General features: G+C 42.5%; 12 protein-coding genes. All 12 read right to left on the bottom strand.

Features of this window, described 5'->3' with window-relative positions; genetic code table 11:
- Positions 1–170: 170 nt before the first annotated feature.
- Positions 171–1,181: a GGGtGRT protein gene (locus EUBREC_RS09690; RefSeq protein ID WP_012742982.1), complete on the bottom strand. Its 1,011-nt coding sequence runs from the start codon at positions 1,179–1,181 to the stop codon at positions 171–173.
- Positions 1,182–1,199: 18 nt separating this feature from the next.
- A complete protein-coding gene (locus EUBREC_RS09695) occupies positions 1,200–1,901 on the bottom strand; it encodes an iron-sulfur cluster assembly scaffold protein (RefSeq protein WP_012742983.1) in 702 nt (233 codons plus the stop codon).
- A gap of 122 nt (positions 1,902–2,023) precedes the next feature.
- Entirely contained in the window at positions 2,024–2,698 is a 675-nt protein-coding gene (locus EUBREC_RS09700) for an LbetaH domain-containing protein (protein ID WP_012742984.1), read from the bottom strand.
- 165 nt (positions 2,699–2,863) lie between these two features.
- Positions 2,864–6,685: a type IA DNA topoisomerase gene (locus EUBREC_RS09705; RefSeq protein ID WP_012742985.1), complete on the bottom strand. Its 3,822-nt coding sequence runs from the start codon at positions 6,683–6,685 to the stop codon at positions 2,864–2,866.
- 8 nt (positions 6,686–6,693) lie between these two features.
- Positions 6,694–8,037 carry an ATP-binding protein gene (locus tag EUBREC_RS09710; RefSeq protein WP_012742986.1) on the bottom strand — a complete coding sequence of 448 codons (1,344 nt, stop codon included), beginning with the start codon at positions 8,035–8,037 and terminating at the stop codon, positions 6,694–6,696.
- Positions 8,038–8,109: 72 nt separating this feature from the next.
- Positions 8,110–9,444, bottom strand: a complete 1,335-nt coding sequence (locus EUBREC_RS09715) for an MATE family efflux transporter (protein WP_049757254.1) — start codon at positions 9,442–9,444, stop codon at positions 8,110–8,112.
- Between the two features lie 445 nt (positions 9,445–9,889).
- Entirely contained in the window at positions 9,890–10,981 is a 1,092-nt protein-coding gene (asd, locus tag EUBREC_RS09720) for an aspartate-semialdehyde dehydrogenase (RefSeq protein WP_015516647.1), read from the bottom strand.
- A gap of 201 nt (positions 10,982–11,182) precedes the next feature.
- Positions 11,183–12,577, bottom strand: a complete 1,395-nt coding sequence (gene argH, locus EUBREC_RS09725; protein ID WP_012742990.1) for an argininosuccinate lyase — start codon at positions 12,575–12,577, stop codon at positions 11,183–11,185.
- A gap of 150 nt (positions 12,578–12,727) precedes the next feature.
- Positions 12,728–13,372 carry an epoxyqueuosine reductase QueH gene (locus EUBREC_RS09730; RefSeq protein WP_012742991.1) on the bottom strand — a complete coding sequence of 215 codons (645 nt, stop codon included), beginning with the start codon at positions 13,370–13,372 and terminating at the stop codon, positions 12,728–12,730.
- A gap of 162 nt (positions 13,373–13,534) precedes the next feature.
- Positions 13,535–14,059: an HD domain-containing protein gene (locus tag EUBREC_RS09735; protein WP_012742992.1), complete on the bottom strand. Its 525-nt coding sequence runs from the start codon at positions 14,057–14,059 to the stop codon at positions 13,535–13,537.
- Positions 14,060–14,231: 172 nt separating this feature from the next.
- Positions 14,232–14,894 carry a hypothetical protein gene (locus EUBREC_RS09740; protein ID WP_012742993.1) on the bottom strand — a complete coding sequence of 221 codons (663 nt, stop codon included), beginning with the start codon at positions 14,892–14,894 and terminating at the stop codon, positions 14,232–14,234.
- Between the two features lie 42 nt (positions 14,895–14,936).
- Positions 14,937–15,674: a hypothetical protein gene (locus tag EUBREC_RS09745; protein WP_012742994.1), complete on the bottom strand. Its 738-nt coding sequence runs from the start codon at positions 15,672–15,674 to the stop codon at positions 14,937–14,939.
- Between the last annotated feature and the right edge of the window lie 9 nt (positions 15,675–15,683).

Raw genomic sequence — 15,683 nt, forward strand, 5'->3', positions numbered from 1 at the left:
CATGTTTCCTACTTGTTACCTACCGGTTTCCTACTTTCCCATTTTCACCACTTTTTACACCATCTCACACCCAATTTCATTTTTCCACTTCCAGGCACCAAAAAAGTACCGCAATCGCTGTGATTACGGTACTTCCTGGGTTTAACGTCTTTTCAATTTGTAAAGTCTATTTAGAACTTTCCAGCCTCGGCTGCTTCCTCGATGGAAACGGCAACTGCTACTGTAGCACCAACCATTGGGTTATTACCCATTCCGATAAGTCCCATCATCTCAACGTGAGCCGGAACTGATGAAGATCCTGCGAACTGTGCATCTGAATGCATACGTCCCATTGTATCTGTCATACCGTAAGAAGCTGGTCCTGCTGCCATGTTGTCTGGGTGAAGTGTACGTCCTGTACCACCGCCTGATGCTACTGAGAAGTACTTCTTGCCCTGCTCGATACACTCTTTCTTGTATGTACCTGCTACCGGATGCTGGAAACGAGTTGGGTTTGTAGAGTTTCCTGTGATAGAAACACCAACGTTCTCGTGATGCATGATTGCAACACCTTCCTGAACATCATCTGCACCGTAACACTTAACTGTTGCACGGAGTCCGTCTGAGTATGCATGCTCAGATACGATGTTGAGCTTAGCTGCCTTGTAGTCATACTGTGTCTCTACGAATGTGAATCCGTTGATACGTGAGATGATCTGTGCAGCGTCTTTTCCAAGTCCGTTAAGGATAACACGCAGTGGTTTCTGACGAACCTTGTTTGCCTTCTCAGCGATTCCGATAGCACCCTCAGCAGCTGCGAATGACTCGTGACCTGCTAAGAAACAGAAGCACTCTGTCTCCTCCTCGAGGAGCATCTTTCCAAGGTTACCATGTCCTAAACCTACCTTACGGTGATCAGCAACTGATCCAGGGATACAGAATGCCTGAAGTCCCTCTCCGATTGCTGCTGCAGCGTCTGCTGCTCTTCTACATCCTTTTTTGATTGCGATTGCTGCACCAACTGTGTATGCCCAGCAAGCGTTCTCGAAACAGATTGGCTGGATTTTCTTTACCTGATCGTAAACATCAAGTCCAGCGTCCTTTGTAATCTTTTCAGCTTCTTCGATTGAGCTGATACCATAGCTGTTAAGTACAGCATTGATCTGGTCTATTCTTCTTTCATATGCTTCAAATAATGCCATTGTCGTTCTCCTTTCCTCTTATTCCTGTCTTGGATCGATGATCCTAACAGCACCCTGCTCTGGAGTTACACGACCGTATGATCCTGAAGCTTTCTCCCAAGCTGTGTTAGCGTCATCACCCTTTTTGATAAAATCTGTCATTTTTCCAAGAGAAACGAACTGGTATCCAATTACTTCATCGTTCTTGTCAAGAGCGATTCCTGTTACATAGCCCTCAGCCATCTCAAGGTAACGAACTCCCTTTGCCTTTGTTGCGTACATTGTACCAACCTGTGAGCGAAGTCCCTTTCCTAAATCCTCAAGTCCTGCTCCAACAGCAAGTCCATCATCAGAGAATGCAGACTGTGTACGACCGTAAACGATCTGTAAGAATAACTCTCTCATAGCTGTATTGATGGCATCACAAACTAAGTCTGTGTTTAATGCCTCAAGAATTGTCTTACCCTGTAAGATTTCTGCTGCCATAGCTGCAGAGTGTGTCATTCCTGAGCATCCGATAGTCTCAACTAATGCCTCTTCAATTACTCCATTCTTTACATTGAGTGAGAGCTTGCAGGCACCCTGCTGTGGTGCACACCAGCCTACACCGTGTGTAAATCCTGAAATGTCCTCAATTTTCTTAGAATGAACCCATTTTCCTTCTTCTGGGATAGGAGCTGGCTCATGTTTTGCGCCCTTAGCTACAGGACACATGTTTTCAACTTCCTTAGTGTAAATCATCTTAAGACTCCTTTCGTTATGGTTTTAACATACCCGATTTATTCTCTCATATTTTTTGTAATAAGTCTAGAGTATCATCGACAAAAAACAACAAAAATACAATATTTTTTCAAACAACATTACTATTTTTTAAGAACTACGTTGTCCTTGTCCTTGAAAATGTGGTTTGCAGGGATGACTCCGCGTACTCTTGAAAGCGGATAAATGTTTGAATTTCTTCCTATTACTGTTCCCGGATTGAGCACTGAGTTGCAGCCCACCTCCACATGGTCACCGAGCATAGCGCCGAATTTCTTGCGACCGGTTTCAATCTCCTCTTTTGTATCGTAAACATCCTTTACGACTACAAGAGTCTTGTCACTCTTTACATTTGATGTAATAGAGCCTGCGCCCATATGTGATTTGTAGCCAAGAATTGAATCTCCTACATAGTTGTAGTGTGGCACCTGTACTGAATTGAAGATGATTACATTTTTAAGCTCTGTGGAGTTACCTACTACTGAGCCCTTTCCTACGATTGCACTGCCACGGATAAAAGCACACTGTCTGATTTCTGCATCCTCGCAGATGATGAGTGGACCGTGCAGATATGCGCTGTCAAATACTGTTGCGCTCTTTGCTACCCAGATATCCTCGCCTCTTTTCTCATAGATTTCAGGGTCAAGTGTTGGTCCGAGCTCCTTGATGAAATCACTTATTCCGGCAAGTGCCTCCCATGGATAAGTGAACTGTGATAAATACTCCTTTGCGATTGTTTCATCCAGATTATAGAGGTTTGTTATTTTTGCGTTTTCCATTTTTCTATGTCCTTTCTTTTAATTATGTGAAAATTATTGACTATTGTTTTAACTGTCATTTTAATATTTAAACTTAAATATAAATATTAAACATAAATATAAGTATTAAACATAAATATAAAAATTCATATTAATTATAGATTTAATAATTAATTATAGGCAAAGCTACTCACCGAACAGCTCATGCGCCGCCGCAAGTGCCGCCTCCGACACATCATCTGCCTGTACACTATCAGCTGCCATATCAAATCCTGCCAGAAATTCCTCTGGGATTCCCATCTCATTCAGGGTTGTCTCATCCGGCGCATCATCTGCCGTGCTCTGTACTTCAGCATTGTTATGTGCATCAGTATTGCTCTGTGTATCAGCATTGTTATATGCATCAGCATTGCTCTGTGCATCGGCATTGTTATGTGCATCAGCATTGTTATGTACTTCAGCCGTGCTCTGCACTTCTTCCTCGCCGGGGTTATCGAAATCAAATGATATCTGGTCATTTTCAAACTTAAGACATGTATCGAATACATTTCCCGCCTTGGAGGTGAAGCCTGTGACCTTCTTTTTAGTCTTTCCTGTGGTAAACAGCTCCGTGAGAATTTCCTCTGAAAGCTCCACCTTTGCCACAGTATGCCAAACATTGAAGCCGCACTCACACTCATATTTCCACTGTGTCTTTTTGAGAGGTCTGCCACACTTTGGACAGAGTACATTTGTCTCGATTGGCTTAGGCTTTTCGGGGAAATCAAAGGCTATATCTCCGTCTTCTGTGAGCTTTAGCGGTGCGTCAAACTTCATGCCTGTCTTTGAGACAAATCCTGATATAACTTCTGTCTTTTTCTTTGTCAAAAGTTCCTTAAGGACTGATTCCTTTATTTTGACGCTTGCGACCTTGCCCACCATAAAGCGGCAGCTCTCAGGATCATCACGCCTGTTGTTCTCGCATACAAAGCCAAATGGCGCCACCTGGATTTTGCCTCCGCACTTCGGACATACTACATCCTTCACTGTCTTTGGCTCTACATGGTCAAAATCAAACTGGACAGAGAGCTTTTTGTTTTCATCCTCCTTAAGCACCAGGCACGCATCGAAGCGTTTCCCGCTTTTGGATTTAAAGCCTCGTATGGTCTCGGTCTTTTTATCATTAAGAAGCTGCTTTAAGTTTGCGGCTGTGATTGTCTTTCCCGCAATCTGTCCCACCGAAAAGCGGCAGCTTCCCGGCTCATCACCCTTGTAGTTCACACAGCCATAGCCAAACGATGTCTTTTTTATCTGACCACCACAAAGCGGACAGACGACATCCTTTATGATTTCGTCCTCCACATTGTCAAAGTCAAATGCTACGACGGTGTGCATTTTCTCACTTCCCTCTGTGACCGGCTCCTTCTTTAAAACGAGGCATGCGTTGAAGCGCTTTCCCGATTTTGATTTAAAGCCCTTTATCGTCTCTGTTCTGCCGTTTGCCATGAGCTCTAAAAACTGTACCTGTGACAGCTGCTTGTCTGCTATCCTTCCAACGAAGAAATGGCAGCCATCCTCTGTCTGTCTGTTATAGTTTGCACATCGGTAGCCGTATGGCGACACATATATATCGCCTCCACAGTCCGGGCATACAATGCCCTCGACCTTTTGCGGCTTTACATTTTCAAAATCAAAGGTGGCTGATACCTTGTTCGTCTGTTCATCCTTGTTGAGCTTTAAGCATGCATCAAAGCGTTTGCCGCTCTTCGACTTAAAACCACGGATTGTGTCGGTGATTCCTTCTTCAATCAGCTTTTTGACCTGTTCCTCCGGAATATCAAGTCCTGCCACCTGTCCGATATTAAAATTACATCCTGATTTATCATTTTTGTAATTGGCGCAGCCATAGCCAAACGGTGTGGTCACTATCTCGCCACCGCAAACAGGGCACTTGACACCTATCTTTCGTCTGGCCGCCGCACCTCTGGCATTTTTGCCTGCAAAGCTGCTGATGCGGTCTGCAATCTCAGGGCGCAGATTCTGCTCAATCATCTTTTCTGTCTCTTTGCGGATAAAGCTCTCAAGCTTTCCCCTGTATTCCCAGAAATCCACCGTGCCCCTTGTAATTCCGTCCAGTCCCTTTTCCCAGTTGGCTGTCATCTTTGGATTAAGAAGTGCCGGAACTGTCATGTATACGACCTCAAACACCATCTCGCCAAGGCTTTCGGGTGTGAGTATCTGTGTCTTTTTGTTAAGATTCAGATATCCTATACGGACAAGCTTCTGGATTATCTCCGCTCTCGTTGCTGAGGTGCCTATTCCTGAGCCCTTTATCTGCTCACGAAGCTCCTCGTCCTCGATAAGCTGTCCTGCATTTTCCATGGCAAGCACCATGGAGCCTGATGTATAGCGCTTTGGCGGAGATGTCTTACCAAACTTGATATTATAGCCTTGGCATGCTATCTCATCACCCGCCTTTAGCTTATCGGCAAGCTCAAGCATCACCTTGGGATTTACGACTATCTCATCATTGCTGCCGTTTGCTGTGCTGTTTTCATCTGTACTATCTGCAGTTTCACTGTTTTTACCAAGTATTCGTGCGTTTGATTCCTCAAACGACTTCTTTTTCGGCGGATTCGCCACCTGTAAATAGCCCTCGCTCTTTAGTACCTTTGATGATGCAAAAAAACTTTCCTTATCCACATCTACGACAAGCTTCACATTCTCATACTCTGCCGGTGGATAAAAAATACTAAGGAAACGCCTGACAATCAGCTCAAATACTGCTCTTTGAAGCGATGTAAGCCCCGAAAGCTCTGTAAGCTGACCTGTCGGAATGATAGCATAGTGGTCTGTTACCTTGCTGTCATCCGTGTACTGCGTATCAGCTATGTTGGTATATAGCCTCTTTTGCATAATATGCTCCACAAAGTCTGCTGTCGGTTCAAAACCTTTAAGCCTGCCTATGTTTTTTCCAATCTCCTTTGCCACAGCGCTTGAAAGCACCCTGGCATCTGTTCTAGGATAGGTTGTGAGCTTTTTTTCATACAGATCCTGAGCCACCTGTAATGTCTCATCAGGGCTGATTTTAAACTTCTTTGAGCACTCTGCCTGCAACTCCGCCAGGTTGAAAAGAAGCGGTGCTCTTTTTTTAGTAATATTCTTAACTATAGATTTAATTTTTGCCTGTTTGCCGTTTAATTCTTCAATTAAAGCGAGTGCATCTTTTTCCTCTTTGAAGCCGTTTTCCTTGTATAAAAGCGGTGATTCAAAGTACCTTGAGCCTTCTACAGCCTTCCACTCTGCCTCTACACCGGCATCCGTAAACCTGCCGATTACCCTGTAAAACGGAGTCTCCTTAAAGTTTCTGATTTCACGCTCACGGATTACTACCATTCCAAGCACACAGGTCATCACTCGTCCGACCGCGATTGCCGTGTACGAGCGTGTACCCGCTGCATCGTTTAGCAGATTGCCGTATTTGACCGACATGACACGCGAAAAGTTGATGCCCATCGCATAGTCTTCGATGGTACGCATGATGCCGCTCTTTCCGAGGTTTGCATACGCACTCATCGGCTTTGCCTCTTTTATGCCTCTTAGGATTTCCTCCTCAGTCTGCGAATCTATCCAGACTCGAAGCTCCTCCATGCCTTCCCTGACACCACCAAAGTTTCTGATATTCTCCTCAATAGTCTGTCCTTCTTTTCCGGCATCACCTGCCCAGTAAACTCTGTCAATGTCCTCTCTCTGCAAAAGAGCGTGCACAATATTGTACTGCTTGCGCACGCTGTCTATCACATCATATTTGTATTCCTTTGGCAGAAACGGCAGATCCTCAAGACGCCATTTCTTGTATTTCATGTCGTAGGACTCAGGGTAGACCAGCCCGACCAGATGTCCCACGCACCATGAAATCACATATTCTCCATTTTCTATATAACCGTCATTACGTCCGCTCACCCGCAGCACCTTCGCAAATTCCTGTGCCACAGATGGCTTCTCTGTTATTATCAGTGATTTTCCCATAAGCTCCTCTATAATTCATTCATGTTGATGAGCTTGAATCTAGGGTCTCTGACTACATAGCTTTGCAGTGCAGGTTCAAAATCCGTTGCCGAAAACAGATAATAGTCATCAGATGTAAGCCTTGCCTGATCCATAGCCATAGCCATATTCTCGCACATATCCATGGTCATCATTGGCTTGTCCCAGTTGCAGAAGCCGATGATACTCCTTCTATCCTCGCTCTGAGCCACGATGTCTATGCGGCCTGTCTTTCCAATCCATGTACCCACACGCTTTATGGTAAACGGAAGCTGTCCCATCTGATTTAATATAAGCAGATACTCTGTGCAGACCTCCCTGAAATATCTCTCAAGATACGCATCAAGCTCTTTTTCTATATATGTATCATAAAACTCTTCCGGTGAAAGCAGATACAGATTAGACATATTCGGATAGACAAACTTAAACCAGAAATTAACAAATGTGTCTTTTATCTGATATACTCCCTTCTTTGCATTTTCCCATCCGCCGGTCTCAAATGAAACTACTTTTTCCACGATATTGAAGGTGGCAAGATTTTTTAAATATACGCTGATTTTGGCACGCGAAAATCCTGTCGCATGGAAAATATCATTGAGCTTGTTCTCACCTCTTGCGATTGCTGCAAGTATTGTGCTATATGCAGAAAGCTCTCGAAGCTCTGAGGATATAACAGCATCCGCCTCACCATACAGTGCTCCCGATGGTGTCAATACGAGCCTGCATATATTTTCCTTAAAGGATTTAGCTGCATCCCACTTATCCAGATATGCCGGAACTCCACCGATTGCTCCGTAAATCCTCACGATTTCCGCGACCGGAAGACTTTCAAAATGTCTTACAACCTCAAGGAAATTGAGCGATTCAAGCTTCATTTCGGCTCCCTTAAACTGCTCTGATGCCTCCTGTGTTGCCCAGACTGTAGATGATGTGGCAAGTATTATAAGTACAGGTCCCGGATACAGCTTGTGCTTTTTAAGCTTTGCAACTGCTTCCATAAATGATGTATCCCTCTTTGCCACAAACTGTGCCTCATCGATTATCACGACAAGCTTGGAAGGGTCACCTGATTTGATTCTCGCGAAGTACTCCTCATATGTCTGTCTGCTCAGGCTCACCTTGTACTGACGGCTTATCTCCTCCCCCATCATCTCAAGCTGATGCTCTGGCGATGCCTGTCTGCATCTGTAGTAAAAGAATTTCTTTCCGTCACAAAATTCCTTTATGAGCTCCTCCTTTTGACAGCCTCTCCTTCCGTAGAGCACTACGAGCTGGTTACCCGACTCTTTATAGAGCTGCTCAAGTTTCTCTAAATCTGTGTGTTTTGCTTTCATAATATTCCTCCAAAATAATCAACTGGAAATATTATATCACAATTTAACACATATACAAATAGATTTTAATTATTATTTCCGAGCTCCTATTGTAGCTTTCACTTTATTTCTGACAAACATATAGCAGATAGCCTGCATGATGATTGTCGCTATCCATGAACCGGGATATGATATAAACAGGAAAAACAGCGACCTGTGGCTTGGAAACAGACCATATATCCAGATGATTCTGACTCCGACTGTTCCTATTATAGAAAGTATCATAGGTACAGTTGAGTATCCCATTCCTCTTAGTGCTCCCGGAAAAAGGTCCATGATTCCACACAGGAAATATGGGATTGTTGTAATCGAAATAATCTCAAGTCCTGATTTAATTACCTCGCTATTACTTGTATATATGCCAAGTATCTGTGTTCCAAATATGTATGAAGCACTTCCCATCACAAGTGCTACCGCTGTCGTGAGGAACAGACAGTCTATCAGTACCCTGTCCATTCTCTTTTGTTTTCCTACCGCATAGTTCTGGCTCGTGAAGCTCATGCAGGCCTGTGTGATTGAGTTGACAGATACATACAAAAAGCCAAGTATATTGTTTGCCGCCGTATATCCAGCCATTGCTATTGAGCCAAAGGAATTGACTGATGACTGAAGCATGGCATTTGAGATATTTATGACTGTGCTCTGTATGCCGGCCGGAATTCCCACCTGAAATATCTGAAGCATATATTCCTTATCAATCGCAAGCTTATTAAAGCAGAGCTTATAGCTGGTATCTGCTTTGCTCAAACAATATAATACAAGTACGCTGGAAACAAACTGCGAAACAATCGTACCGATTGCAACACCTGCAACATCCAGTTTGCACACTATTACAAAAAACAGATTGAGCAGTGCATTGATACAGCCTGAAATAATCAAAAAGATAAGAGGTCTCTTTGTATCGCCGACAGCACGCAAAATCGCCGCACCATAGTTATAAAGCATAAAAAACGGCATACCGCAAAAATAAATCCTCATATAAATAGTGGAAAGACCTATGACATCATCCGGTGTACCCATGATTTCCAGCGCACCCCTTGCAAAAATAACACCGACCACACCCATCACAATACCACTTATGAGCGCAATCATAATAGCGGTGTGCACCGTCTTAGACATCTCCTCATCCTTGCCTGCCGCATAAAATCGGGCAGCGAGCACATTCGCACCAAGCGATATACCCATAAACAGATTGACAAACACATTGATAAGTGCCGTAGTCGAGCCAACAGCCGCAAGTGATTTGCTGCCACTAAACTGTCCCACGACAATAATATCCACCGCATTGAATGCCAGCTGTAAAATACCCGAAATCATAAGCGGCAACGCAAATGAAATAAGCTTATCCATTATTGAACCGTTCACCATATCAATTTCATACTTATTATTCTTCACTTATATCTACCTCTTAAATATATTCTACTCAGATTATCTATTTTACCACGATAAAATATAAATTCAAGCGTAACTATTTAAAACAACTGAGAATAAAAAAGCCCAAAAAAGAGAGCCTCTTTTAAGAGGCTCGACTTTTGCATAATAATTAATTCACAGAGTGAGGATTTTCCGTTCAATACACTGCCTTCACCGGAGAGTACACAGTATGTTCCGAAGAAAAAATATGAACTGCCACGGGTTTCCAACAGGTCAAATGACAGTTTAGACTTGCAAACTGCCATAACCTATCCGTAAATAATCCCGTGGCTGACTTCATATTTTTTCTGAGGAATACTACTGTGTGCTACACCGGTGCCCACAGCCCACAAACGGAAAATCCGCCCTCCTTAATAAATTTTCCAGCAAATTGCTAAATCTACTTCTTTGTGATGTAACCCTGTGCCTTAAGAAGCTCTGCACAAAGCACTGCTCCACCGGCTGCACCACGTACTGTGTTGTGTGAGAGTCCGACGAACTTCCAGTCATAAACTGTATCCTCTCTGAGACGTCCGACATTGATTCCCATACCATGCTCATAATCCACATCAAGTGCGACCTGAGGACGATTATCCTCTTCACAGTATCTGATGAACTGCTTTGGTGCGCTTGGAAGCCCAAGCTCCTGTGGTACTCCGCTGAACTTCTCGAGTGCCTCAATGAGCTGCTCCTTTGTAGGGTTCTTTTTGAACTTGACAAATACAGCTGCTGTATGACCGTTTAATACAGGAACACGGATACACTGGCATGTGATAACCGGTGACTCTGCAGGAACAATCTGTTTCTTCTCATCATCCACATATCCCCAGAGACGAAGTGGCTCTTTCTCAGATTTCTCTTCCTCTCCACCGATGAATGGAATGATGTTTCCAACCATCTCAGGCCAGTCCTTGAATGTCTTTCCGGCACCTGAGATTGCCTGATATGTTGTAGCAACAACCTCATATGGCTCAAACTCTTTCCATGCTGTAAGAACCGGAGCATATGACTGGATTGAGCAGTTTGGCTTTACTGCTACGAAACCTCTCTTTGTACCGAGACGCTCCTTCTGATATTTGATAACCTCCATGTGCTGTGGGTTGATTTCAGGTACAACCATTGGCACATCAGGTGTCCATCTGTGGGCACTATTGTTTGAAACTACAGGAGTCTCTGTCTTTGCGTAGTCCTCCTCGATCTTCTTGATCTCGTCCTTTGACATATCAACGGCTGAGAATACGAAGTCAACCTGTGAAGCAACCTCTTCTACCTCATTGACGTTCTTTACGATAATTTTCTTAACTGCCTCAGGCATTGGTGTGTCCATTTTCCATCTATCACCAACGGCGTCCTCGTATGTCTTGCCTGCACTTCTTGGGCTGGCTGCAATTGTTGTTACCTCAAACCATGGATGATTCTCTAAAAGAGAAATAAATCTCTGTCCTACCATTCCTGTTCCACCGAGGATACCTACTTTAAGCTTTTCACTCATTACTCTAATCTCCCTATCTTCTAGAATTTCTTCGACCATGTCATACACTATACTTTGACATTAAAATCAGGTTTTGTCCGTCTGTCGCGTACAACTGTCTTTATAGGAAATATATTACTTGAAACTCTAATGAAAAACAAGGAAAAAACTATATTAAATTAATAATTTTTATCCCTGTTTTTTATAAAATATGCACAAAAACTATACTTCATTCTGCCAATTTGACTTCATATACTCGTCGTAAACGGCAATTACCTTGTCCATTGATGTCTTTGATGGTGCTCCAACTGTACACCTTGTGCTGACACAGGTCTCCATTGAAATGGCATCAAATACATCCTCCTCAAATACCGGAGAGATAGCCTTGAGCTCGTCGATGCTCATATCGTCGATTGCAATACCCTTGTCGATGCAGTAAAGCACTATTCTTCCTACAATACCGTGTGCATCTCTAAACGGTACACCCTTTTTAACGAGATAATCAGCTGCATCTGTGGCATTTGTAAAGCCATTGTTTGCACTCTTTCTCATCACGTCCTTGTTAAACTTCATTGTATCAATCATTCCCGTAAAAAGTGCGATACATCCCTTTGCAGTGTCGAATGCATCAAATGCCAGCTCCTTATCCTCCTGCATATCCTTGTTGTACGCAAGCGGAATACCCTTCATGGTGGTAAGAAGCGACATGAGTGCACCGTATACACGGCCTGTCTTTCCTCTGACAAGCTCTGCTATATCAGGATTTTTCTTCTGTGGCATGATTGAGCTTCCTGTGCTGTACGCATCGTCAATCTCAACAAACTGGTACTCGTTTGAATTCCATATGATAATTTCCTCAGAAAAACGTGACAGATGCATCATGATAGTTGAAAGAGCCGATAAAAACTCAATCAGATAATCCCTGTCTGACACACCGTCCATACTGTTAAGTGTCGGTCCGTAAAAATCCAGAAGCTGTGCTGTATAGTCCCTATCAAGCGGATATGTAGTGCCTGCAAGTGCTCCTGAGCCAAGCGGACAATAGTTCATTCTCTTATATATATCGCACAGTCTTGATCTGTCTCTCTTAAACATCTCAAAATATGCGCCCATATGGTGAGCCAGAGTGATCGGCTGAGCCTTCTGCAGATGTGTAAAGCCCGGCATGATAGTCTGTGTGTTTTCCTTCATAATCTTAAGGATAACAGCTAAAAGCTCCTTAAGCTCATCATCAGTCTCCTTCACTGTCTTTCTGGTGAAAAGACGCATGTCAAGAGCTACCTGGTCGTTTCTGCTTCGGCCTGTGTGAAGCTTCTTTCCTGTGTCACCAAGCCTGTCTATGAGTGTAGCCTCAACGAAGCTGTGGATATCCTCATACTTCGAGCTGATTTCAAGCTCCCCTGACTCTACCTCCTTAAGTATCTGCTTTAGGCAAGCCACTATATCGTTGCTCTCTGCCTGTGAGATGATGCCCTGCTTTCCAAGCATCGTGACATGGGCGATGCTGCCCTCTATATCCTCTTTATAAAACTTCTGATCAAATGAAATGGACGCATTGAAATTGTAAACGAGCTGATCTGTCTCCTTTGTGAAACGTCCTCCCCATAACTGTGCCATGAGATTCCTCCTTGATTATTAAATGATGATTTATTTTCATGTATCACAATGTATTGTATAAAAATAAGATGTAATACCGCCGCCTGCTCTAAACAGCCGCTTTACTGTGCTAAATTATATAATAATTTTTGTTGTCACGCAACCACATTTTCACCCACGTGCTGCAATCTCTCTGTCACGCTGCTCCTTAGAAAATACACAGCCGCAGTAGTACTGCCTGTACATATCATACTGCTTTGATATCTCCGTGGACTTTTTATAGCCCTCTTTCTTCTTAAAATCAGAGAAAAGATATCGCACTCCATATTGGCTCTCTAAGTCTTTTCCTATCTCATTGAGCTTTTCGGCATTCTTCAACGGGCTGATGGAAAGTGTCGTAGTAAAAAAATCAAAGCCATGCTCCCTTGCATACTGTGCACTCTCCTCAAGACGCAGCCTGTAGCACTTAAAGCACCTCTCCCCGCCCTCAGGCACAGCCTCCATGCCGCGTGCCATATCGTAAAAGCGCTTGGTGTCGTACACACCCTCCACAAAGTCAACCTGATTTTTCACCGGAAACTCATCTATAAAGCGCTTCTGCTCCTGTGCTCTCATGTGATATTCCTCTGGCGGGTAAATATTTGGATTGTAATAAAATACCGTCACCTTAAAATACTCCGAGAGCGTCTGTATGCAGTATGTGCTGCACGGCCCACAGCAGCTATGAAGCAAAAGCCGTGGAGTGCAGTTATTGTCCATGCAATTTTCTTTTATTAAATCTTCCATTAATTTTTGATAATTTATTTTGTTTGCCATATTATATTATTTCTTTCTCAAAATTCAAAAATTTTTGACATATCCCAAAATATTATTTCAGATAACTATTCTGCATATTTACTATTCTGATTAATTACTATTTCCGATATAAGCTGCATAATACGAACAAGGGCCGGAAGTCTCCTCCCGGCCCGGCTCATACTAATCCTCTTCTTCATATCCGAACATTAGTCTAAAAATCTTTTTTCCTGTTTCAGTCTTGAATATGCGCTTATATGCCTTGTCGATTGCACGGTTTCCCGCATCATCCTCATACAGATTTACGAGGAAATCAGCCTCAACGAGTATCTGATAATCAAGACCATCTATATTGTCATATGTGTGATGGTGACCTATGAGAAAACAAATTCTTTCAACTATGTAATTCTCAAAGCCAAGCTGTGAGAGCATCTTCTGGGCGATTATCGGTCCCTCCTGCTCCTGAAGCTTTCCATCGCACCTGCCATACTTCTCCTCCGCCACACGTATACCGATATCGTGTGTGTAAGCCGCTGCCTCAAGTATAAAGAGCGAGGCATCATCAAGCTCCTCTCCTATACCGATAAGCCTTGCATAGCTGTGCACCTTGGTGAAATGCTGGATTCTCTTTGGATCGCCATCATAGTAGGCAATCATATCCATAAACAAGTCGTCTAACTGTTGTTTACTATAACTGTCACTATCCATTTAATATATTTTTCTCCTGATAATATGTTAATTAGTCTCATTGCCGGCTTTACACCGACAATGATAACATACTACAAAGCGATCATTTTTTCAATATTTTTACACAAATATTTCTTATTTTTTGAAATCATTGTGTTGTTTGTCGCACTGTTATGTGGGAACAGTAACATCACTACTTTGCATCACGGAAAAATCCCCTGAATGCGAATTCTGACAAAGGCTTCTTGTAAAGCAGCTCTCCTATCAATATCTCAAGCGCTCCACCTGCAAAAATAGCAATATAGCCTAGCAATGCCACCACCGGGAGTCCAAGCTTAAAAACAGCATTAGAAACCGGCACAAACGCTGCTCCTGAAAACACAGTAAAAACGCCCATAAACAAAACCATGAATACGATAAAGCCAAGTACATAATACTTATAGCATATGCTTGTGTACAGATATACTGTCAACAGCTCAACATCGAGCGTAAAAAGTGTGAAGATAAGCTGTTTCTTATCTGCTACGGAATTCTGTATCAGAATGACTCTTTCTATTACCAAAAATGTGAAAACAACAAGATTGATTACCGTGCTTGACATCACCGGAATGTATATCTGCAGCTTCTTTTTCAGTGATGTGGACTGGATAAGCTCTGACACATCCATCGACATGATGAGCTGAAATGTAAACATCCCGCACATCATAAAGTATACACCACCTATGATGGAAGTTCCCTTGCTCATTATATCGGATGCAATTCCGATTACTGCAAAGAATACAAACATGATCACATTCAACTTCAGTTTGTAGCCATATCTCAATAATTTAAATCCTAATTTAATATCTTTCAGCATAATATTTCTCCTTTTCAAATATACTTCCAATTTAAAATGCCTCTACACATCAACATATGATCTGCGGATACGCACCATCATATGATAATATGTCGCTGCTATCACTCCTACAAGCACCACTGCTAACACAGGTGCGATAAACCAAATTTTTGCGCCATAAATCAAAACAGCTATACTACCTGCAATTGCCGGGAAGATAACTATAAGCGCCAGCAGATAAATATACATTCCCAGATCCATGTATCTGAATATATTTAATGAGCCAACCGAAACAATTGAAGATATCATAATAATGTCAAATATCGACCAGATATTAACTCCAAATTTAATAAATGGTATTGAAGCAATGAGTATTGTAATTCCAATACGCAGCGGTCTTACAAGTATATCCACAAGAACTGCATTCTCAAAGTATCTTACTCCGTTAAAACCTGTCTTTAAAAAATGCATGCCAAATGCATTCTTCTTGCACATACAGCCAAAGCAGAAATAGTCCTGCACCACCTCGCACATCATATAAAAATCATAAACAATTACTATAACTCCTATCCATGCCCAGATTGTTTTCGAACAGGCAATTAGCATTGATGTAAAAATTGCTAAAAACGGAATCAGTATATTTGTTATAAGACGATACTTGAGATTAGTCATAACACGGTAATCCCTGATGTATGTTAGAACTTCATTCTTTGCTTTGTTATCTTTTTTATTAATTGTTCTTTCAGTATCATGTTCCTGTGAAACCATTTTTTCATTCATACTTCCTGACTTACTTTCCATAACACCTTA

Source organism: Agathobacter rectalis ATCC 33656 (genome assembly GCF_000020605.1).
GTDB lineage: Bacteria > Bacillota > Clostridia > Lachnospirales > Lachnospiraceae > Roseburia > Roseburia rectalis.